The organism is Streptomyces sp. a15, assembly GCF_059026085.1.
This window is the reverse complement of the sequence record NZ_JBWLKM010000101.1, coordinates 1-20527: the sequence shown is the minus strand read 5'-3', so window position 1 is coordinate 20527 and position 20527 is coordinate 1. Positions and strand designations below refer to the sequence as shown.

The window sequence follows — 20527 nt, the reverse complement described above, 5'->3', positions numbered from 1 at the left end:
TCTGGTCTCACGCCCTTGCGAGTGCCCTGGATCACCTGGCCCACACGGCCACCGTGTACGTGATGTACCTCGTCGACCGGGGAGTGAGCACTCACTCCGCCACTTCCCCAGGAAGATGGCCAGGGAGCCGTGGCCGACAGCAATGCCGCCTCGTACGTTCCGTCGCCGCTGGATGCCGGCCAGACACCGGGCCGGACGCCCGTCTGCAGGCGGTGGCACAGGGTGGAGGCTAAGGCCCGCTCCGGCTCGCCGCCAGGCCGGCGGATCGCCGGTGGCCGCGATTCGGTCGGTGATCTCCAGCAGGTTCCGCAGCTCCTCCGGGCAGAAGTCCGACGGCTTCGTCCTGATCGGCGAACCGCAGCGCGCCTTCAACGGCAACCAGCGCGCGGCCTGACCTTCCCCGTCTTCAGCCACTACGGCGTGCCCCTGTGGATGCCTGCCCGAGGCCGACGGCCCCATAGACCTCGAATCCGTGGCCCGCGACCTGGTCAGGATGGAGAACCCGGCAAGACCCGGTACTTGAGGTGGGTGACGCCGGGCGCCTCGACGGCCCGGACCTGCTCGAGTCGCACATTCGCGTTCCCGAGGTTGTCGAGGAGGCGTGATCCGCCACCGAGCAACACCGGAACGACGTGCAGTTCGAGCTCGTCCAGCAGTCCCGCTGCCAGATACTGCTGAGCGACCTGGCCGCCGCCCCACAGCATGACGTCCTTGCCGCCGGCGGCCTTCTTCGCCTGCTCGAGCGCGGACTCGATTCCGTCGGTGACGAAGTGGAACGTGGTACCTCCCTCCATCTCCACCGGGCCACGTGAGTGATGGGTGAGGATGAACACGGGGTAGTGGTAGGGCGGGTTGTCACCCCACCAGCCCGTCCACTGCTCGTCGCCCCAGGCACCACCGCGGACGGGGCCGAACATGTTCCTGCCCATCACCCCGGCGCCGATGTTCGCGAGCGCCTCCTCGAACACCGGCGTGCTCGGGTTCACCTCGCCCCCCTGCTCGCCGTGGGATCGGCGCCAGGCGGCCAGCGGAACCACCCAGTCGTGGAGCCGCTCGCCGCCCTCGCCGAGCGGGTTCTCCTCACTCTGGTTCGGGCCGGCGACGTAACCGTCCAGCGAGATCGAGATGTGACACCTGAGCTTGCTCATCGTGCCTCCTCAGTCGGCTCGGCACCCCGCCCGGCACCCTCACCAAAAGAGCATGGACCGATCCGTAGATGACGTCTAATGCCAATCCCCCGAAGAGCACATAGATGTCCTTGATCTGTGCTGAACCTGGTCCATCTCAAGGTGCTGGCCGCGGTGGCGCGACACGGGTCCGTGACCGAAGCGGCGAGGGAGCTGCACTACTCGCAGCCGTCGGTGAGTCATCACCTGTCGCGTATGGAAGCGGCCACCGGAGTCAAGCTCGTCCAGCGGGTGGGTCGTGGGATCCGCCTGGCCCCGGAGGGCGAGCTGCTGGCCAACCGGGCCACCGAGATCATGGGACGGGTGGACGCGGCAACCAACGAGCTGGCCGCGCAGGTCGGTCTGCGGACGGGGCGGGTTCGCCTCGCCGCCAACGCGTCCGTACTGAGCACGATCGTGCCGAAGGCAGCCGCCACGCTGACCGAGGCGTATCCGGGCCTCAAGCTGAGCGTGATCGACAGCCATCCCGTCGAAGCGCTACAGATGCTGCGGCACGGCGAGATCGACGTCGCACTCGTGTTCCGGTACGCGCACGCTCCGCTGGAGGACGATGGATTCCGCATGGTCCACGTCGCCGACGACCCGATCTACCTGGTGAGCCGGCGCCCCGACGACAGCATCGCCAACCATCGCCACTCCGCCTGGATCGGCGGTTGCGAACAGTGCCAGGGCGAGCTGACCGCCGTCTGCCGACACCATGGCTTCACCCCACGCATCGAGTCCGTCTGCGACGACATGGTCGTCGTACAGGCCCTCGTCGCCGCCGGCATCGGTGTCACCACCCTGCCCGGACTCGCGCTCCGAGCCCACCGCCTGCCCGACGTCCACACCACCGAGATACCCGGCTTCCCCCGCCAGATCTACACCGTCACCTTCGGCGATCCGCCCGACCCACCCGCCACCAAGGCGCTGATACAAGCCATCCAGGACTCCGCCCGGTAGGAGTCAGTCCGGCGAGCGGCAAGGCCGGCGAGCCTCGTGCGAGGCTGAGCGCCATGGTGCACTCGAGAGTCCGTGGACTTGCCCTGCCCGCTCGACTGACATCGCTCGTCGACCGCGGACTCTGGTGTCACCCGGGCGATGCCACGATGGCCCAGCTCATCCCGTGGTTCAAGGACCCGCTTGCCTTTCTGACGAGCCTGGAGTGGATGGAGTCGGAGTCCCGCTCGATGGACGTGTTCGCCGACGATCCGTCCTACGCTCTCTTTCGCGAGAAGCGGGGCAGCAGGACGGACGCGCCGGTCACACTGCCTTGGCTTGACGTGGAACAGGCCGTTCTCATTGCCGTCAATCGCGACCCTGGTGATGACGTTGCCCTGGCACTCGACTACCGCACTGATCCGTCAGATCCCCGTGTCGTCGGCAGCGACTTCTGGACGAACCCCCGGCTTTGCCAGTGGCGGATCGTAGCGCCCACATTCTCGGCCTTCGCCACAAGCCTGGGCCTGTAGACACCGCATCGGCCCGGTCATCGGCGGGCTCAGATGAAGAGGGCGGTGAGGTGGAGTGCGGCCTTGTGCGCGATGGCAAGCTTGTCGGTTCGTAGGGCCAGGCCTGGTATGCGTCGGCGTCGGCGTCGAAGCCTGGCGGGCGGCCTCCCGCGCGGCCTCGCCGCAGACGGTGGCCGAGCTGGTCGGCCGGCAGCGGGATGACGGCCGTTATGCCGCGCCGGCGGAGATGTCCAGGATCGCGCAGGGTCCGGCCGGGTGGTCACCGGGCACACTGGCCGACATGCCTGTCTCGTTGCATCACATCGTCATCGACGCCCATGACCTGCCCGCGCCGGCCCGGTTCTGGGCCGAGGTGCTGGGCTGGCGGATCCTGTCCGAGCGGGAGCGGGAAGTCGTGATCGGGCCGGACGAGACCGCGCCGGTGGGCATCTGCTTCATGCCGGTGACGGACCGTAAGGTCGTCAAGAACCGTCTGCACCTCGATCTGACGTCCGCTGCGGAGGACCGGGAGACCGAGATCGAGCGCATCCTCGCACTCGGCGCCCGCAGGGCGGAGGTCGGGCAGAGCGGCAACGAGTCATGGACCGTGCTGGCCGATCCGGAGGGAAACGAGTTCTGCGTGGTCCGCCCGAAAGAAACCCTCGTCGGCTAGGACGCGTTCAGGCCTTGGGCGCCCTCTCACAGCAGGCCGAGGTCGCGGGCGCGCAGGGCGGCCTGGGTGCGGTCGCGCAGGGCGAGGCGCTGGAGGATCCGGGAGACGTGGTTCTTGACCGTGCCCTCGCTCAGATACAGCCGCGCGGCGATCTCCCGGTTGGTGTGCCCATGCGCCAGGAGCCGCAGGATGTCGATCTCTCGCGGACTCAGCGCGACGGCGGGAGCCTGCGCGGGAACGGATCCGGCAGCAGGTCCGGCGACGGTTCCGGTGGGCGGCAGGGAGTCGGTGAGGCGCCGGGCGACGGACGAGTCGAGCTGGGTGACACCCGCGTGCGCCAGACGCACCGCGTGCGCGAGGTCCTCGGCCGGCAGGTCCTTGAGCAGGTACCCGTGCGCACCGGCCCGCAGCGCCTGGACGACGTACTCCTCGTCGTCGAAGGTCGTCAGCATCACCACCCGGCACTGGGGCGCCCGCTCGCGCAGCACGGCGACCGCCTCGACGCCGTCCATCACCGGCATCCGTACGTCCATGAGGACGACGTCCGGACCCAGCTCCAGGGTCTTCGCGACGGCGTCCCGGCCGTCCGGGGCCGTGCCGACGACGGTGATGCCCGGGCGGATGGAGAGCAGGGAGGCGATGCCGTCGCGGATGAGCCGCTGGTCGTCCACGACCAGTACGCGCACGGCTGGGGTCGATGCGGGCGGCTGGTCCATGTCAGGCCTCACGCCTCTCCTCGGGCCGCCCCGTCTTGCCGCGCGGCACGGTCACTGTAAGACGGGTTCCGGTGCCCGGGCTGCTGTCGACGTCCACGCTCCCTTCCACCAGGTGCACCCGCTCCCGCATCCCGAGCAGCCCGAACCCGGTGGCGGCCGAGTCCGGTGCGAAGCCGCATCCGTCGTCGGTGACCTCCAGCCGTGCCGCGTCCTCGGCCAGGTGGACCACCACCCTCACCCATGAGGCCCCCGCGTGACGGCGCGCATTGGTCACGCCCTCCTGTGCGGCCCGGTGCAGCGCGGTCAGTTCGGCCGTGCTGTAGCCGTCCTCGTCGCCGCTGACCTGAACCGTGACCTGCGGCCGGGGGCCGCCGTCCCGGGCCAGCGCGGCCAGCGCGTCCGACAGGTCGGGACGCGCCGCCTCGTCGCGCAGCGTGCGGACGGACTGTCGTACGTCGCCCAGCGCGAGCCGCACCGAACGCCTCGCCTCGGCCAGGGCCCGCTGGGCGGCGTCGGGGTCCAGGGCCCGGAAGTCCTCGGCCATCTCCAACTGCACGGACATCGCCGTGAGATGGTGCCCGAGGCTGTCGTGGATGTCCCGGGCCAGCCGGTTGCGCTCGGTGGCGGCGGACAGTTCGGCGACTTGGGCGGCATACGCCTCCAGTTCGCGCCGGGCACGCTGCTCACCGACGGCCACCGCGGCCATCGAGACCGCCAGCACCAGGCCGACGCAGAGCATCAGCAGGTCGGACACGTGCTCCGGATCGCGATACCAGCAGGGCGCGGTCAGCAGGTACGCGACGAGCAGCCCGGCCAGGCAGAGCGCACTCAGCGCGAGCGCGGTCGTGCGCCCGAAGGCGAAGTAGGCGGTGAACGGCAGCAGCACGAACAGCACCTGGGACAGCCCCGAGACGTCGAGGAACACCACCGCGCCGATCAGCCCGCAGCGCGCCAGCAGCAGCGGCACCCGGGCCGCGGACCGCCGGTGCCCGACCGCTTCCAGGGCGAACAGCGCTCCGATCACGGCGACGAAGGCCGGCATCCGCCAGACCTGGGGCCCTGGGCCGTCGCCCAGACCTGCCACCGCGTAGTACAGACTGCCGATGAGCACCGCGCCGTACAGCAGCGGTGCCACCCACCGCACGGGCACATACGCCGCCATGCGCACCCCTCTCACCCGTCGCCGTCAGCGTAGGCCGGGCATCAGGGCGGAGGGACACCCGCGGGGAAACTCAGGCCGGTTCGGGACGGACGGCACCTGCCGAACGGCACAACACGCGCCGCAGGACCGTGACTTACGGCCTTCGAAACCCGTCGTCCTTCATCTCCCCTGGCTTGTCGGCCGCTCCCTACGGTGGCGCTCCTGGCCCACTGCCGTGGCCAGCCTCATCCCTCTGGAGCGGCTCATGTCCTCGTCCACGTTCCGTGCCGGCGCCCTGTGCGGCCTGCTGTCCGGTCTTCTGATCTCCCTGCCCGCGCTGGTCGAGGCGTTCACCGGGGAGACCTCCGCGACCAGCGTGCCGTTCGCCCTCTCCCCCGCGCTCGCCCTGCCGCTGCTCGCCGCTCTGCACCTGCGCCAGGGGCCGGCCGCCGGGCGCCTCGGGGAGATCGGTCACGCCGTGAACCTCGTCGGGCTCGGTCTGTTCGGCGGGGCCGCGTTCGCCTCGAACCTGGTGCTCTTCTACTTCGACGACGCCCTGATCGAGGAGACCCTCACCGGACCCACGATCCCCGCACTGATCGGCTCCGCGACCGTCTTCGCCGTGGGCTGCGCCCTGTTCGGGGCTGCCATGGTCCGCGCCCGGATCCTGCCGAGGGTCCCGTCGGGGGGATACGCCACCGTCCTCCCGCTGTTCGCGTTCCTGACCTCGCTGCCCGACTCCCTGCTGACCATCGCGCTGCACGTCCTGGTCGGCGTCATCCTGATGTGGCTGTCGGCGGCGCTGTGGCGGACGGCGACCGGCGAACCCGCGAAGGCGGCGGAGAGCCCGGTCGGTTCGGGTCGGCATGCGTGACACGGATCTCGGACCGGACGTGAGTCCCGGGCGCGGTCCAGTCGCCGGCGCGCCCGAACTCCGTACCCGACCGACCGCCTACTGCGGCTTGGTCGCGATCTGGATCAGGTTGCCGCAGGTGTCGTCGAAGACGGCGGTGGTGACGGGGCCCATCTCCAAGGGCTCCTGCGTGAAGCGGACGCCGAGGCCGCGCAGGCGCTGGTACTCCGCCTTCACGTCGTCGACGGCGAACTGGGCGAGTGGGATGCCGTCGTTGACGAGCGCGTCGCGGTAGGGCTTGACGGCCGGGTGGCCGGCGGGCTCGAGGAGGAGTTCGGTGCCGTCGGGCTCGTCGGGCGAGACGACGGTCAGCCACCGGTCCGTCTCGCCGACGGGGACGTCGTACTTCTTCACGAAGCCGAGGATCTCGGTGCAGAAGTGCTCGGCCTTGGCCTGGTCGTCAACGAAGACGCTGGTCAGATGGATCTTCATGGGGTGCTCTCCTTCGGTCCGGACGTGTCGGGCACGAGCCACCGCTCGGCGATCTGCCGCAGCGGGGCCGTGTTCAGGTCGTGGAACTTGTAGCGGCCCTCCCGCCTGTTCTCGACGAGCCCGGCGGCCTCCAGCACGGCGAGGTGCTGGGAGACCGCCTGGCGCGAGATGCCGAGCTGGTGCTTCATGCTGGCGCGGGGTGCCGTCGGTCGGTGGAGGATTTGCTGTGGGGCCGTCATGGGGTGGCCGGGGGCGTCAGGTGGTCGCGAAGATGCGGTCCAGGTGATGGTGGAGGACCGCGACGGCCGACTTCGGCCCGCGCTGGCCTACGAGGATGCTGGTCCCCATGGCTGCCGTCATGGCGAGGAGGCTGATCGCCTCCGTGCGCGCGTCGATGTCGCGGCCCGCCAGACCGGCGTCCTGGGCTTGCTGGAGCAGGCTGGTGATGGTGTCCTCGGCGGCGTCGGGATTGTCGATGAAGGGTTGGGCGGCGAGCGCGTCATCGGTCACGGACAGGATCGCGTACGAGCTGTAGAGGAGGTGGAAGGTGCGGCTCTCCTCGTCGGTCGGGAGAGAGGCCAGGAGCACCGCCTCGATGGTCGCGCGCAGGCCCGGATCCCGACCGGCGGCGCCGAGGCGGGCACCCACCCGCGCAGTGAACCGGTCCGTCAGGTGCTGCAGCCCATAGAAGAGCAGCTTCTCCTTCGTCTGGAAGTAGTACTGCACGAGCCGGAGTGACACTCCGGCCTCGACTGCCACGTCGCGCATACCAACCGCGTGCAGTCCGCGCCGTCCGGCGACCCGGATGAGCGCCTCAGCGATCTGCGTGCGCCGTTCCTCGTGGTCCACGCGTTTCGGCATGGGATGTCTCCGCCCGTCGGTGGTGATTCGCGTCCGGCCCCTGCGAACCTCTTTATGGTACCGCCGTATCAGCACCATGGTACGGTCGTATCACGAAGAACGGATCTCCCCGGAGGTGCCTCCGTGCCCGAGAACACGACCCGAAGCCGCCCGCGACGCGACGTCGGCCGCTACGTCAACGACACGTTCCGCGACCGCTACTTCGCCGCCTGCGACGCCCTCTACGCAATGGGCGAGCCCGCCCGCTTCGAGACGGACGTGGAGACGAGCTTCGGCACCACACACGTCTACCGCTACGGCCCCGCGGACCCCGCCGGTGAATCCCGTACGCCGATCGTCCTGATCCACGGCGCCGGAGGCTGCTCCGCCCAGTGGTACCCCAACACTCCCGGTCTCAGTGCCGAACGCCCCGTGTACGCGCTCGACACCCCGGGCGACCCCGGCCGCAGCGTCCAGCGCGAACCGATGTGGCAGCCGGAGCGCGCGGCTCAGTGGCTCGACGAGGCGCTCGACGCCCTCGCCCTCGACCGAGTGCATCTCGTCGGTTCCTCCTACGGCGGCTGGCTGGCGCTCAACCAGTCGCACCGCAAGCCCGAAAGGCTCGCCTCGGTCACCCTGCTCGACCCCGGCGGCTTGGAGAAGGTGGGCCTGCGCTTCTTCGTCTGGATCTTCGTCAGCCTCTTCGCGACCTTCGCCCCCAAGGCGCTGCGCCCGCGTCTCGCATCCTGGCTGGAACAGCCGGTGCTCGTCGTTCCTGAGTTGCGCGCATGGATCCAGGCGAGCCGTCGGGCCTTCCGGATACGCCGCCCCGCGCCGCTGCCTCTGACGGAAGACGAACTGGGCGCCATCCGCACCCCGCTCTACCTCGTCCTTGGCAAGCGAAGCCTGCTCGTGCACCCGAAGCGGCAACAGGAGCGCGTGCCGCGCCTGATCCCCGGCGCCCGCGCCGAGATCTTCGCCGACACCGGCCACGGCCCTGCGATCGACCACCCCGACCTGCTCAACGCCCGGATGCTGAGCTTCATGGAGGACGTCGACTCCCGCGACCTGACCGCGTGACGCTGACGCCTGTTCGGTCGTGTCAGGTTGAACTCCCGGTGTGCGACGGAAAATCAACGTCCAGGCCGGTCGCAACAGGGCAGTCGGCCGGTACCCGCGGCAGCCGCCGGCGGCCTCGCCCCCCTCGCTGCGGCAGCGCCCATGCCTTGGGAAGCCGGCCGCCAGCCCGCCACCACCCACACCGCAGTCGACCATCGGGACGGCACGATCACCATCCAATGCTCCGGCGGCTGCCCTCAATAGCAGGAGGCGGCCGACCCGAGAGCAGTCCCAGGTCGGCGCGTGACCTGGCCGGCGGGCGCGCGTTGGTACAGCATCGCGACGATCGCCCGGCTTCGGGCCCTCGCCCCTGCCCGACCCCGAGCATGTGCTGGACCGGCATGATCAAGGCATGTCGCCGCGCCAGTCGAAGTGTCGGCCGTCCGCAGCACGAGGGGCGTACAGGGCGCGGCCGCCCGGCCCGCAGGCACCTATCTCCGTCGCCAGCGCCACGCCCCCGCGCAACTCGCTCTCGGGCCTGCCCGTGATGTCCAGCAGCAGACCGTCCAGCGGCCCGCCAACCAGTTCCACGTACACGTGGCCGGACCGGGGCCCGGCATCGTCATGGTCGGCACCATAGACGCGGCCGCGCATGAACTCCAGCTCATCCATGCCCTTCAGGCTCGCACCCGCCACTGACAATCGCTGACCGTTGCATGCCCTCGAAGGTGCGACCCAGCTGAAAGCCTCCGGCTACGTCGTCCTTCGCGAGGCTGCGGGACGCGACAGCGAACCCTCGGCCCCCGTACGGGACTCCCCACCATCAAGACCTCTGCCAACGTGCCCCTGAATGACCAGGGCACAGACGCGGGCAAACGGATCAGCCATCTGGGGTGCGACACGCTCGGTCTGCTGCTGACCGTCCTGGCACCGCCGCCAACCCGCGCGCACGCAAGCCTGTATGAACGTCGGCTACCGCACCACCGCCATGGACCGCGGCGCCGGCCCGGGCAGCAACGTCCAGCCCGTCCAACGCCCGCCGGGCACCGAGCGCTCGTGGTGATCCCCACACGAATACGCAGCGCGCCGACGAAACTTCCCAGTGACTTGTCCCTGCCCCTGGGCACTGCATCCCGGTAGGCCTCCACGCACTGCCAGGCCGTCTCCAGAGCCTCGTCGAGTCGGCCCAACTCTGCCAGGACCAACGTACGCACGCGCAGGGCGTAGGCGGTCTGCGTCTGGGTCATCCGGGCGCCGACGACGGCCAGGGACTCGTCGGCCGCGGCGAGCGCGTCCCCGTTCCGGTCGCTCGGACACAGCGCGTCGGCGTACTGCACCAGGGCACGCGCCAGGCCGTCACAGTTGCGCCGGCGAGGGCCTCCACGAAGGACGAGAGCGCGGTACACCGTGACAGCCTCCTCACTCCGTGCGAGCCGTCGCGCCGGCGGCCGTTGCCATGCCAGGAACAGCCCCGGAGTGAGGCACCGCAGCAACGCGGCCCCGAGCACCGGCCCACCCACCCCGACGCCGGCCCGTGCCAGCATCCGAGGCAGTGGCAGAAGGATCCGCACAGCCCCCATCCGCTCCCCCTTTCACGGAGTTGAGTTGATGACAACCGGGACCCCGCCTTGGTTGCACAAGACGCCAGGGTGACCGCTCTCGGCTCGACGGCGTCAGCCGTGGGCTGGTGGCCGGTTGTTCGGTCGTCGCCTTCCGGCCCAGGTCAGCGCATCGTCGGCTTGGGCAGCCGGCGTGGTGACGAGGACGGCCGCGGAAGGAAGGTCGGTGATGAGGTCGACGGCCTCGCCCGCCCGGGTCGGCAGGGGTGGAATCGCCGCTCGTGCCACGTCGTTCTGGTATGCCTGACGGGCCTGGGAGTCGCCGGCCAACTCGGCCTCCCGGCCGCGCCATCGGTCGAGACAGGGGTGGCCGAGGTACGGGCGGTGTACTTGCGAGCGCGCTCACCCAGCCGACGTTGCCGCAGCCGCACAGGGCGTCACCGCCGCCGACGGCCCGGATGGGCCGATGTCGCCGACGGCTCCGTCGGCGCCGCGGAACACCTCGCCGACCGCGGTGACGGTTCCGGCTCGACACCCGTGGCGATCTTGATGCACAGCAGCGGGGTGTCGACCTGGTCCTGGCAGGCCTCGCCGAGGGCCATCAGGTTGGCGTCGTTGTCCACCACAGCGGGGGCGCGGAATTGCATACTGAGCCATTCGGCGACCGGATAGCCGTCCCAGCCGGACATCCCTCCGGTCGGCCACGCCGCGCGCCAAGGAACTGCCCCGACCTGCGAAGTAACCGTCGACCAGGGCCGATGCAGGCGCGCACAGCGGCGTGGTCGTACTGGCGCGGACAGATGGCACCTGGCCCGGCCGGTGCCGAAATCGGCTTGTGGCTGTCGGCTGCATGATCAAGGCTGACTCGCGATGATGCCCTTGACTGAGATCGATCGACTGAAGCGGACCGTGTCCGAAGCATGGGACAGCCCGATCGCCGACCAGGTCGCCGCCCGGTGGGGTTACCCGGCCGGCACTGCCAGGTGGTGGCGCTCCAGCGCCTCGCATGTGTTCGTGCTCCCGGACAACGGCCGACGGCGCTATCTGCGGTTCGTGCCCGGCTCGTATCGTGGGCCGAAGCCCCTGACCGCGGTGGCCGAGCTGATGGCACGGCTCAGCGACAGCGGCTCGGCGGTGGTGCGGCCGGTCGCCGCCGAGTGCGGGGCCCTGACCATGACCGTGGCGACCGGGCTCGGCGCCATGCACGCCATGGTGGTCGATCCGGCGCCCGGCGAGGAAATCGACGTCAGCGAACTCACCGCATCACAAGCCTTGCACTGGGGGCAGGCATTGGCACGTCTTCACCGCGATGCCGCCGGACTTGATGCCGGGCTGCCCGAATCCTTCGGCGAACTTCCGGAGATCGGCGAACTGTTCCCCGACGACACCGCGTTGGCCGAGGCGACGGCGAGGCTCACCGCCATGATGAGCGACTTGCCACGTTGCCAGGACCGCTGGGGCGTAGTGCACGGCGACTTCGAACTGGACAACATGGCCTGGGAAGACGGCCGGCCGACCGCCTACGACTTCGACGAGGCCGCCCTCTCCTGGTACGCCGCCGATATCGCCTATGCGGTACGCGACCTGACCGACCACACCGGCCGGCCCGCGACCGGGCACCGGGCGCGGTTCGACGCCTTTCTCGATGGATACCGTAGCGTGCGCCCGATCGACGACGAGGAGGTGGGGCGCCTGCCGCTGTTCGCCGGCCTGCATGCCGCGGCTTCTCTCGTACGCATCACCCGGGCGCTGGGCGAACCCGCCCGGCACGAACCGGAATGGCTGTCCGAGCTGCGCAACGATCTGACCGACATGGCCCGCACACACCGGCAACTCGTGATCGACATCGGCCGGCAGGTGGGCTGAAGGATCCGCTGGGGAGTCGCTCCGAGCCGGCTCCCGCCGCCGCTGGTCCTGCTCGTTCCAGAGGCCGGCGAGCTCGCCAAGTGCACTTTTGACGCGGCCGAGTTCCCAGCGCAGGTAGCTGCTGGTTCCGGATGGCCGCCCGCCCTCCGCTGCCGCGCCCCGGGCGACCTCGCACGCCTTACCCCACGGAAAGGCGTCGGCGCACTCCTGCGAGGCTTCCCGTCGCGAGGGCGAGCACGAACAGTGTGAGCCCGATGAAGATCACGGGATTCACCCAGCCCGGCACCAGCTCGCTTCCCACGCCCTCCGACGTGACGCACTGCGCACTGACCGGCAGCGTCTCCCGCGTCACGATGTGATCGCCCTGCAGGCCCCGCGCCGCACACAGTTGGTCCGGGTCCAGGATGTAGAACCCCGACATCAGACCCCACGCGTACGCGCCGAACGCCGCCGCGCCCGCCATGACCGCGACCAGCGCGCACGTCGTGGCGCTCGGCAGGTGCCACCCGCTGCCCGGTAGCCGCGTGCAGGCCCGCCGGGCGAGCGCCGCGACGGCGATCACGGACACACAGGGCGCCAGGAACGGCGCAAAGGTCAGAGTCAGGAACAGAAAGCCGGCCATGCCTGCCCAGACACCGCGGGGGAAAGATCGGTTCCTCGTTCAGTCCTCACGCGCAGCGCAGCCGGCGCACCCGTCACAACAGTCTGCGGGTCAGACGTGTGGCCGCTGCCCCGTACGTCACGCCGAACGCCAGGGAGACCAGCAGAGCCAGAACCGGGGAGTCGTCCCGCAGGTAGGGATAGACATGGAAGTGCGTCAGGTAGATGTACAGCGAGCTGCCCGCCAGGATGCCCGCGAGCCGGTTGAGCGGGTCCATGCTGGGCAGGGTCGGGATCCACAGCACCAACAACAGGCCGCCCACGACGATCGAGGTCCGTAGGGGCTGGCCGCCGGGGAACAGGCCCGGCACGGTGATCAGCAGGACGGCGGTCAACAGCAGCCGGTGCGCCGTCGTGCGGGCGCGCGCCGCCGCCCAGCCCAGTGCGAACAGGAAGAAGACGACGGTGGGGCTCAGGTGGTGACGGATGTGTGCCAGGCCCCAGGGGTCGTAGCGCCCGACCAGTCCCACGGCGACCAACACCAGGGCGAAGCCGAACGGGCTGCGCCGCTCCGCGCGGTCGAGCAGCGGGACCGCCAGCAGCACCGCGAGGCCGGTCAGGAAGTAGACCAGTGCCTCGACGAACCAGTACCGCCACTCCGGGTCCGAGTTGTCCTGTGCGAAGAGGCTGTTGGCCAGCACGATGTTGGCCAGGTCGTATTCGCGGGTCAGCAGCAGCACGAGGGTGATCCACACGATGCTCGGTACGGCGATGCGCGCGATGCTGCGCCACAGCCTGCGCAGGCGGTCCCGACGTTCGTGTCCGGTGAGGTGGAAGCGGGCGAAGTTGAAGCCGGCGACACCGAGAAGTACGTGGGCGCCGCCCTGGACGGCGAACACGGGGATGTGCGAACCCACGATCAGGACGATGCCGATCGCGCGCAGGGCTATTCCGGTGTCCAGGGTGCGTCGCAGCCCTCGCTTTCGGCCGGGGCCCCCGGCCGGGCGCCGCGTCGCGTCAAGGGCGTGCAGCTCCCGGATCGGTGTGGTGTGCCAGTCGGTGGGGAGCACGCCCAGCGCCTGCTCGAGCCGCAGGGACATCTCGACGTAGGAGAGTGAGTCGCCGCCCAGGCTGACGAAGCTGCTGTCCTCGGTGACGTCGGTGCGGTCGAGGATCTCGGCGTAGAGGGTGCGGAGGTCGTCGGTGGACGTGCCGGGTCGGGTCGGCGCCTGCGACTCGCGCGCCAGTCGCCGTACGGCCTCGTAGTCGGGCTTGCCCGAGGCGAGCCGCGGGAGCTCGGGGACCGTCCGTGCGTGAATCGCGCGGGGCGGCAGACCACAACTGTCCGCCACCAGACGCCGGATGCGTGCCGCGTCGACGCCCTCGGCGCGGATCGCGAGCACGGCCAGCGCGTCGTCGTCGCCTGCGCAGGACGCGCGTATGCCGTGCTCCCCCAGGATCGCCTCGACGCGCTGCGGGTCTATCCGCAGTCCCAGGATCTTGGCGAACCGGCTGCGGCGCCCCACGATCTCGTACAACCCGTCGGGGGCCCGGCGGGCGATGTCTCCGGTGTGCAGTTCCTCGACGGTCCGTCCCCGTGCGAGGTCCGCCGCGCTCTCGGCGTAGCCGAGCATGACGTTCGGGCCCGAGTAGACCAGTTCGCCGGTGTCCGGCTCGTCGATGCCGTCCACCGGTCCGATCCGGAAGGAGCCTCCGGGGATCGGCACTCCGACGGCCTGCGGGCGCTCGGCGGCGAGGGCCGGAGGCAGATACGCCATGCGGGCCGTCGCCTCGGTCTGCCCGTACATCACGAACAGTTCCCAGCCCGCGCGGCGACCCGACTCGGCGTAGTGGGCGACCCGTTCGGGCGCCAGGCGGCCCCCGGCCTGGGTGACGTACCGCAGGTGGGGCAGGCGCATGCGCTCGAAGCCGACCCGGTCGAGGAGGTCGAAGGTGTACGGCACCCCGGCGAGCGAGGTGCCGCGGGCGGCGCGGAACTCCTCCCAGAAGTCGGCGTCGGCCACCGACCGTTCGGTGAGGATCAGTCCGGCGCCGCGCAGCAGATGGCTGTGGATGACGGACAGGCCGTAGCAGTAGTGCGGGGGCAGGGTCGTGGCAGCGCGGTCGGTGTCGCGGATGCCGAGGTACGTGGCGATGGACTCGGCGTTGGCCTGGAGGTTCTCGGCGGAGAGCCGGACCAGCTTGGGCGAGCCCGTCGAACCGGAGGTGCTGAGCAGCAGCGCCAGGTCCGGGTGCAGGGTGTGGGCGCTGCTCTGGGGCCGCCGTTCGTCCAGCGTCCAGGTGCCGTGGCCGTCCGGCCGCGCGACCACATCCGGGTCGTACGCGGCGCTCAGGGCGTCGATGGTGCCGGCGCTGTCGCCGGGGACGAGCAGGACGGGGTGGCCGGCCGAGAGGGCCGCGAGGTGGACGACCAGGGCGTCGGCGCGGTTCGCCCCGGCCAGCAGGACCAGGCGGCGTGCGGGGCCGAGGCGTTCGGCGGTGGCGGCGACCCGTTCGGCGAGTGCGCGGTAGCTGACCTCGCCCTGTGGCGTGATGAGTGCGGTGCGGTCGCCGTACGACGCGAGGTCCCGTGCGAGCGGCACACCGTGCCGCCGTACGGGTGGTCGTGGGAAGGGCACCGTGGTGCGCGTCTTCGGGACGGCGGACGGGGGCGAAAAGGCCACGAAAGGGTCTATCACGGGCGTGCGACCTTTCTGCGGCACGTCCGCAATTAGCACAGGTCCCTTGACGGTTAGGCAAGCTTTACCTTATTCATAGCATGTTCACAGTTGGCTGAAAAGCTTCGTTCCGCCGCTCGCTGACCGACGACGCGACCCGCGGCGTATCGGCGGGCCACGCAGGAAGGCACACCTCATGCGACGCCCCTCGGCTCGCCGGATCACCGCGCTCGTCACGGCCGGCCTGCTTCTCCCCGCCCTCGCCGCCTGCGGCTCCGACAACGACAAGGGCGGCTCCGCGGACGGCGGCGACTCGGCCCTCGTCATCTACTCCGGGCGCAACGAGAAGCTGGTCAAGCCGATCCTGGACAAGCTGGAGAAGGCCGTGGGCAGCAAGGTCGAGGTGCGGTACGGCGACAGCGCCGAACTGGCCGCGCAGATCCTGGAGGAGGGCGACCGCACCAAGGCCGGGCTGTTCTTCTCGCAGGACGCGGGCGCGCTCGGCGCCCTCTCCAAGGAGGGCATGCTGGCGAAGCTGCCGCAGTCGAGTCTCGACGAGGTGAACCCGGCCTACCGCGGCGGCGCCGGCGACTGGGTGGGGCTGTCGGGTCGCGTGCGCGTCATCGCGTACAACCCGGACCAGGTCGCCGAGGACGAGGTCCCGGACAGCGTCCACGACGTGGTGAAGCCCGAGTGGAAGGGCAAGGTCGGCTTCGCGCCCACCAACGCCTCCTTCCAGGCCTTCGTCACCGGCATGCGTGTGCTGGACGGCGACGACGCCACCCGCGAGTGGCTCAAGGACCTGAAGGCCAACGGCAAGACGTACGCCCACAACCTCGCCACCCTGGACGCCGTCGAGTCCGGCGAGGTCTCCCTCGGTCTGGTCAACCACTACTACTGGTACGAGCGGGTCGCCGAGAAGGGCGAGGACAAGGTCGACGCCAAGCTCCACTTCCTGCCCGGCAAGGACCCCGGCGCGCTGATCAACGTGGCCGGCGTCGGCATCCTGAAGGACGGCGGCCAGACCGCGACCGCCCAGAAGGCCGTCGACTACCTGCTGTCCGAGGAGGCGCAGACCTACTTCGCCGACAAGACGAAGGAGTACCCGCTGGCCGCGGGTGTCACCAGCAGCGTCGAGGGCCTGCCGCCGTTCGACTCACTCAACGCCCCCGACATCGACCTCGGCAAGCTGGAGTCACTCCAGGAGACACTGGCCATGCTCCAGGACGTCGGGCTGGTCTGAGGACCGGGGTCCCGACGGAAACCGTGAGCGCAACGTGACCACAGCCCGATCCGCGCCACGCCCTGCCGAAGCACCCGCTCCGGCAGGGCGCCGACGCGTCCGCACCACCCGCGGGAACCGCGCCGGCTCCGGCCGCCGGCCACCGCTCGTCCTGCTCGTCCCCGCCTGCGTCGCCGCCCTGTTCGCCCTGCTGCCGCTCGGCTACCTCGCCGTCCGCGCCCTCGAACGGGGTCCGGGCTACGCCTGGGATGTCGTCGCCGACGAACGCACCCTCCAACTCGTCGGCCGCAGCCTCGGCCTGACGGCGGTCGTCGTGGTGGCCTGCCTGGTCCTGGGCATCTCGCTGGCCTGGCTGACCGTGCGCACCGCCCTGCCGGGGGCCCGCGCCTGGTCGGTGCTGGCCACCCTGCCGCTCGCCGTGCCCAGCTATGTCGCCGCCTTCACCTGGCTCGCCGCCGTACCCGAGACCTCGGGATTCCTCGGGGCCGCGCTCGCGCTGACCCTGGTGAGCTTTCCGTACGTCCATCTACCGGTCGCCGCCGCGCTGCGCGGCATCGACCCGGCACAGGAGGAGGCCGCCCACTCCCTCGGCCACGGCCACCTGCGCACCTTCCTCCGGGTCACCCTCCCCCAGCTCCGCCCGGCCGCCGCCGGCGGGGCCCTGCTCGTCGCGCTGTACGTGCTCTCCGACTTCGGCGCCGTCTCGCTGATGCGCTACGACACGTTCACCCGGGCCATCCACACCTCCTACCGCGCCTCCTTCGACCGCACCCCGGCCGCCGCCCTCAGCGTCGTGCTGGTGGTGATGACGGTGGCGCTGGTCGCCGCCGAGGCCCGCACCCGGGGCCGCGCGGGACACGCGAGGACCGGCGGCGGAACGGCACGTCCCGCCGCCCCGGTACCGCTGGGACGCTGGCGGATCCCCGCCCTCGCCTGGTGCGCGACGGTGGCGGCCGCCGCCGTCGCCCTCCCGCTCGGCACCCTCGGCTACTGGCTGACCGTCGGCTCCTCCGCGGCCTGGGACCTCGGCGCTCTCGGCCAGGCCGCCCGGGCCACGTTCGGCGTCGCCGCCGCCGGAGCCGCCCTCACCACACTGCTCGCGCTGCCCGTCGGAGTCATCGCCGCACGCCACCGGGGGCGCGGCGCCCGGCTGCTGGAGCAGGCCGCCTACGCGGGGCACGCGCTGCCCGGCATCACGGTCGCGCTCTCCCTGGTCTTCTTCGCGGTCCGCTACGCCTATCCGCTCTACCAGCAACTCCCGCTGCTGGTCTGCGCGTACGCCGTCCTCTTCCTGCCGGTCGCGGTGGCCGCCACCCGGGCCGCCGTCCTGCAGGCACCGCCCGTGCTGGAGGACGTGGCCCGCTCGCTCGGCAGGTCACCGCTGCGGGTCCTGCGCGAGGTGACCGTGCCGCTGGCCGCACCAGGGGTGGCGGCCGGTGCCGCCCTCACCTTCGTCGTCTGCATGAAGGAACTGCCCGCCACTCTTCTGCTGCGCCCCACGGGCATGGACACGCTCGCCACCCGCCTGTGGACCGAGACGGGAACCGGATCCTTCGCGGCCGCCGCCCCCTATGCCGCCGCGCTGATCCTGCTCGCCGCCGTCCCCTCCTACCTCCTGGGCAGGCACCGCACATGAACGACGTCCACATCGCGCAACTGGCCAAGTCCTACGGCCCGGAAGCCCCCGTCCTCCAAGGGCTGGACCTCGCGGTGCCGGGCGGTTCGCTGGCCGCCGTGCTCGGGCCCTCCGGCTGCGGCAAGACCACCCTGCTGCGCATCGTCGCGGGGTTCCTGCGCGCCGACGCGGGCACGGTCATCGTCGGCGGACGCACCCTGGCCGGCCCCGGCGTCCATCTGCCCCCGGAGCGGCGCCGCGTCGGGATCGTCCCGCAGGAGGGTGCGCTCTTCCCGCATCTGAGCGTGGCCCGCAATGTGGCCTTCGGCCTGACCGGGCTCGACCGCGGGGAGCGGCGCCGCCGTACGGAGGAGATGCTCGACCTGGTCGGGCTCGCCGGGTACGGCGACCGCATGCCGCACGAGCTGTCCGGAGGACAGCAGCAGCGCATCGCCCTGGCCAGGGCGCTCGCCCCCCGCCCCGCACTCGTCCTGCTCGACGAACCCTTCAACGCCCTCGACAGCGCCCTGCGCACCGGAGTGCGGGCGGACGTACGCGCCGCCCTGCGGGCAACCGGGGCCACGGCGCTGCTGGTCACCCACGACCAGCAGGAGGCGCTCTCCACCGCCGACCTCGTGGCCGTCGTACGGGAGGGCCGGATCGTCCAGTGCGACACCCCACAGGAGCTCTACCGGCGCCCCGCGGATCCCTGGGTCGCCGGTTTCGTGGGCGACGCGGTACTCCTCCGGGGGACGGTCGCCAGCAGCGGCTCCACGGCGACCACACCGCTCGGCACCGTGGCGTTGGCCTCACCACCGAACGGGCGGCGCACCGGCACGGTGGTACTCCGTCCCGAGCAGTTGCGACTGACCGACGCGGACGCCGCGGGGGTGGTGCGGGGCACGGTGACCGACGTGTGTTTCTACGGCCACGACGCAAAAGTGACCGTCGCCGTGCGGGGCCTCGACTTCCCGGTGGACGTCCGTGTCGCGGGTCCGCTGTCGGTCGGTCCCGGCCAGGAGACCGGCATCCGCGTGACGGGCGAGGTCACGCTGCACCCGTAGCTCTTCGTATGGGGATCCTGGAAGCGCGGACGCGCGTGACGCCCCGGACGCGTACGTCCGGGGCGTCCGGCCGCGGTGGCCGCTTTCCTTACACCGCGGCGATGCCCTCCATGCCGGAAGCGGCAAAGGTGGGCAGACCGGTGGCCGTGGTGACCTTCGTGAGGGAGCCGTTCCGGCCGATGCGGAAGCCGTCGACCGTACCGGAGACGGCGTTCTGCACGTACAGGAACTTCTCGTCCTCGGTCACGGCCAGGTCGATGACTCCCTGCGACGTGGCTGACGGGGGCGTCGCGATGCCGACGTCGTTGGTGAGCGTGAGCCTGCCCTGCCCGTCGGTGCGGTAGCCGGTGACGGTGGAGTTGCCGGTGTTGCCGCCGTAGAAGAAGTCGCCGGCGCGTTCCAGCCAGCACAGCGTGTCCTGGCCGTTGGCCAGGGGCTTCTGGACGAGCTTGAGGCGGCCGTCGGCGCGCACCTTGTAGGTGCTCACCGTGGACTTCTCGGCCTCGGCCACCAACATCCGGCCGGACCGATCGAAAGTGATCGCGAACGGCACGCCACCGGCCGAGTCGTTGACCACCGCCCGGTGCGCGGGACGTCCGTCGCGCCGTATCGGGAAGACCTCGATCGTGTTGGCGGACTTGGTGGTGACCACCAGTTCGCGGCCGTCCGGGGTGAACGCGACCTGGCCGGGCGAGCTGCTGAACAGCGGCACCTTCGCGTTGTCCAGGCCCAGCGAGCGATGTGAGCCGGAAAGCGGCACCAAACCCTTCGCGGTGATCCGGAAACCCTGGACGCTGCCTGCTCCGCCCGCGTTCATGACGTACGCCAGCCCGCCGGACACAGCGATCGAGGCGGGGAAGTCGCCGCCCGAGGACACCACTTGACGATCCGTCAACTTCTGGCCCTCGACCCGGAACGAGGTCACGGTGCCACTGCCCGCGTTGACCGCCAGCAGTAACCCGGACCTGTCGTCGTAGACGAGCGAGCCCTGGGAGGCGAGCGAGTCGGTGGGGGCGTCGACCTGGTCACCGCCCTTGCCGCCGGTCGCGTAGTCGCCCGCGGCGGTCAGCGCGCCGTCGTCGCCCCGCTCGAAGGCGTGGATGGTGTTGCCGGCGAGCTCGTTGCCCTGCACGAAGACCGCGTGATCGGCCTTCGCCGTACGCCCGGACCGCTGGGGCTCCCCGGCGGAGGCGAAGTTCACCGTCGTGACAGCCGCCGCGGCGGCCAGGATCCCGGCTCCGGCGACGGTCAGCCGGACCTGTAGCGGTGACCTGCGCCTGGTGTGCCTGCTCATGCGTTGCTCCTCGGACCTTCCGCGCCACCACGGGCGGTGACGGGCAGCACCAGAGTTGTTCATGGGGCCGGCGAGGCGGAGGGGTTCGGCTGTCGCGTCAGGCTCTCGTAAGGTCTTCTCTCCTCCGGGTTCTTCCCGGGCCGCTAGGGGGTGTTTCGAAAGTCCTGTGCGGTGCCCGCGGTGTCCGGTGCGTGCTCTCGGTGTGCCGGACGGAAGG

General features: G+C 70.8%; 21 protein-coding genes and 2 pseudogenes. 10 read left to right on the top strand and 13 right to left on the bottom strand.

The genetic code is table 11. The annotated features are described in order from the left end of the window. The first annotated feature begins 271 nt into the window (after positions 1-271). The gene (locus AC5P09_RS45600) at positions 272-394 is read left to right on the top strand and encodes a hypothetical protein (protein ID WP_493879577.1); all 123 of its coding nucleotides are present in this window, start codon (positions 272-274) and stop codon (positions 392-394) included. Between the two features lie 94 nt (positions 395-488). On the opposite strand, the gene AC5P09_RS45595 is transcribed toward AC5P09_RS45600, so the two are convergent. Next, positions 489-1148: a dihydrofolate reductase family protein gene (locus tag AC5P09_RS45595; RefSeq protein ID WP_493879576.1), complete on the bottom strand. Its 660-nt coding sequence runs from the start codon at positions 1146-1148 to the stop codon at positions 489-491. Between the two features lie 117 nt (positions 1149-1265). Here AC5P09_RS45595 and AC5P09_RS45590 point away from each other — a divergent pair, with 117 nt between their 5' ends. Further along, complete coding sequence (locus AC5P09_RS45590; RefSeq protein ID WP_493879575.1) at positions 1266-2129, top strand: LysR family transcriptional regulator; 864 nt, start codon at positions 1266-1268, stop codon at positions 2127-2129. A gap of 146 nt (positions 2130-2275) precedes the next feature. Beyond that, positions 2276-2638, top strand: coding sequence for a hypothetical protein (locus AC5P09_RS45585; RefSeq protein WP_493879574.1), 363 nt, complete (start codon positions 2276-2278; stop codon positions 2636-2638). Positions 2639-2667: 29 nt separating this feature from the next. On the opposite strand, the pseudogene AC5P09_RS45580 reads toward AC5P09_RS45585, so the two are convergent. Then, a pseudogene (locus AC5P09_RS45580) lies at positions 2668-2867 on the bottom strand (IS5/IS1182 family transposase); the annotation flags it as partial. 51 nt (positions 2868-2918) lie between these two features. Between AC5P09_RS45580 and AC5P09_RS45575 the strand changes: the two are divergent. Beyond that, positions 2919-3290, top strand: coding sequence for a VOC family protein (locus tag AC5P09_RS45575; RefSeq protein WP_493879573.1), 372 nt, complete (start codon positions 2919-2921; stop codon positions 3288-3290). A 26-nt stretch (positions 3291-3316) separates the two neighbouring features. Here AC5P09_RS45575 and AC5P09_RS45570 read toward each other — a convergent pair whose 3' ends face one another. Beyond that, entirely contained in the window at positions 3317-4006 is a 690-nt protein-coding gene (locus AC5P09_RS45570; RefSeq protein ID WP_493879586.1) for a response regulator, read from the bottom strand. Position 4007: 1 nt separating this feature from the next. Then, entirely contained in the window at positions 4008-5168 is a 1161-nt protein-coding gene (locus AC5P09_RS45565) for a sensor histidine kinase (RefSeq protein ID WP_493879572.1), read from the bottom strand. Positions 5169-5412: 244 nt separating this feature from the next. Here AC5P09_RS45565 and AC5P09_RS45560 point away from each other — a divergent pair, with 244 nt between their 5' ends. After that, on the top strand, positions 5413-6021 hold the full coding sequence (locus AC5P09_RS45560) for a hypothetical protein (protein WP_493879571.1): 609 nt from the start codon (positions 5413-5415) through the stop codon (positions 6019-6021). Positions 6022-6099: 78 nt separating this feature from the next. On the opposite strand, the gene AC5P09_RS45555 is transcribed toward AC5P09_RS45560, so the two are convergent. From AC5P09_RS45555 to AC5P09_RS45545, 3 genes and pseudogenes are all read right to left on the bottom strand, one after another. Beyond that, positions 6100-6492, bottom strand: coding sequence for a VOC family protein (locus tag AC5P09_RS45555; RefSeq protein ID WP_493879570.1), 393 nt, complete (start codon positions 6490-6492; stop codon positions 6100-6102). Then, positions 6489-6689 (bottom strand): annotated as a pseudogene (locus AC5P09_RS45550) (ArsR/SmtB family transcription factor); the annotation flags it as partial. The gene AC5P09_RS45555 and the pseudogene AC5P09_RS45550, both read right to left, overlap by 4 nt. 58 nt (positions 6690-6747) lie before the next feature. Further along, positions 6748-7353: a TetR/AcrR family transcriptional regulator gene (locus AC5P09_RS45545; protein WP_493879569.1), complete on the bottom strand. Its 606-nt coding sequence runs from the start codon at positions 7351-7353 to the stop codon at positions 6748-6750. Between the two features lie 123 nt (positions 7354-7476). Here AC5P09_RS45545 and AC5P09_RS45540 point away from each other — a divergent pair, with 123 nt between their 5' ends. Further along, entirely contained in the window at positions 7477-8412 is a 936-nt protein-coding gene (locus AC5P09_RS45540) for an alpha/beta fold hydrolase (RefSeq protein ID WP_493879568.1), read from the top strand. Between the two features lie 384 nt (positions 8413-8796). Here the strand turns inward: AC5P09_RS45540 and AC5P09_RS45535 are convergent, their stop codons facing one another. From AC5P09_RS45535 to AC5P09_RS45525, 3 genes are all read right to left on the bottom strand, one after another. Beyond that, entirely contained in the window at positions 8797-9063 is a 267-nt protein-coding gene (locus tag AC5P09_RS45535) for a hypothetical protein (protein WP_493879567.1), read from the bottom strand. A 1001-nt stretch (positions 9064-10064) separates the two neighbouring features. Beyond that, positions 10065-10280: a hypothetical protein gene (locus tag AC5P09_RS45530; protein WP_493879566.1), complete on the bottom strand. Its 216-nt coding sequence runs from the start codon at positions 10278-10280 to the stop codon at positions 10065-10067. A gap of 107 nt (positions 10281-10387) precedes the next feature. Further along, positions 10388-10639: an ROK family protein gene (locus AC5P09_RS45525; protein WP_493879565.1), complete on the bottom strand. Its 252-nt coding sequence runs from the start codon at positions 10637-10639 to the stop codon at positions 10388-10390. 181 nt (positions 10640-10820) lie between these two features. Here AC5P09_RS45525 and AC5P09_RS45520 point away from each other — a divergent pair, with 181 nt between their 5' ends. Continuing rightward, entirely contained in the window at positions 10821-11816 is a 996-nt protein-coding gene (locus AC5P09_RS45520; RefSeq protein WP_493879564.1) for a phosphotransferase enzyme family protein, read from the top strand. A gap of 178 nt (positions 11817-11994) precedes the next feature. On the opposite strand, the gene AC5P09_RS45515 is transcribed toward AC5P09_RS45520, so the two are convergent. Together AC5P09_RS45515 and AC5P09_RS45510 are read right to left on the bottom strand one after the other, a co-directional pair. Continuing rightward, positions 11995-12438 (bottom strand): hypothetical protein, encoded by a 444-nt coding sequence (locus AC5P09_RS45515; protein WP_493879563.1) that lies wholly within the window; start codon positions 12436-12438, stop codon positions 11995-11997. A 73-nt stretch (positions 12439-12511) separates the two neighbouring features. Further along, positions 12512-15100, bottom strand: a complete 2589-nt coding sequence (locus tag AC5P09_RS45510) for an AMP-binding protein (RefSeq protein ID WP_493879562.1) — start codon at positions 15098-15100, stop codon at positions 12512-12514. Between the two features lie 190 nt (positions 15101-15290). Between AC5P09_RS45510 and AC5P09_RS45505 the strand changes: the two genes are divergently transcribed. Genes AC5P09_RS45505 through AC5P09_RS45495 form a run of 3 tightly spaced genes read left to right on the top strand, consistent with a single transcriptional unit; the run spans position 15291 to position 19016 of the window. Further along, entirely contained in the window at positions 15291-16337 is a 1047-nt protein-coding gene (locus AC5P09_RS45505; protein WP_493879561.1) for an iron ABC transporter substrate-binding protein, read from the top strand. Positions 16338-16371: 34 nt separating this feature from the next. Then, positions 16372-17973, top strand: coding sequence for an ABC transporter permease (locus AC5P09_RS45500; RefSeq protein WP_493879560.1), 1602 nt, complete (start codon positions 16372-16374; stop codon positions 17971-17973). Next, positions 17970-19016, top strand: coding sequence for an ABC transporter ATP-binding protein (locus AC5P09_RS45495; protein WP_493879559.1), 1047 nt, complete (start codon positions 17970-17972; stop codon positions 19014-19016). Before AC5P09_RS45500 ends, AC5P09_RS45495 begins: the two co-directional genes overlap by 4 nt. Positions 19017-19104: 88 nt before the next feature. Here the strand turns inward: AC5P09_RS45495 and AC5P09_RS45490 are convergent, their stop codons facing one another. Then, complete coding sequence (locus AC5P09_RS45490; protein ID WP_493879558.1) at positions 19105-20310, bottom strand: lactonase family protein; 1206 nt, start codon at positions 20308-20310, stop codon at positions 19105-19107. Positions 20311-20527: the final 217 nt, after the last annotated feature.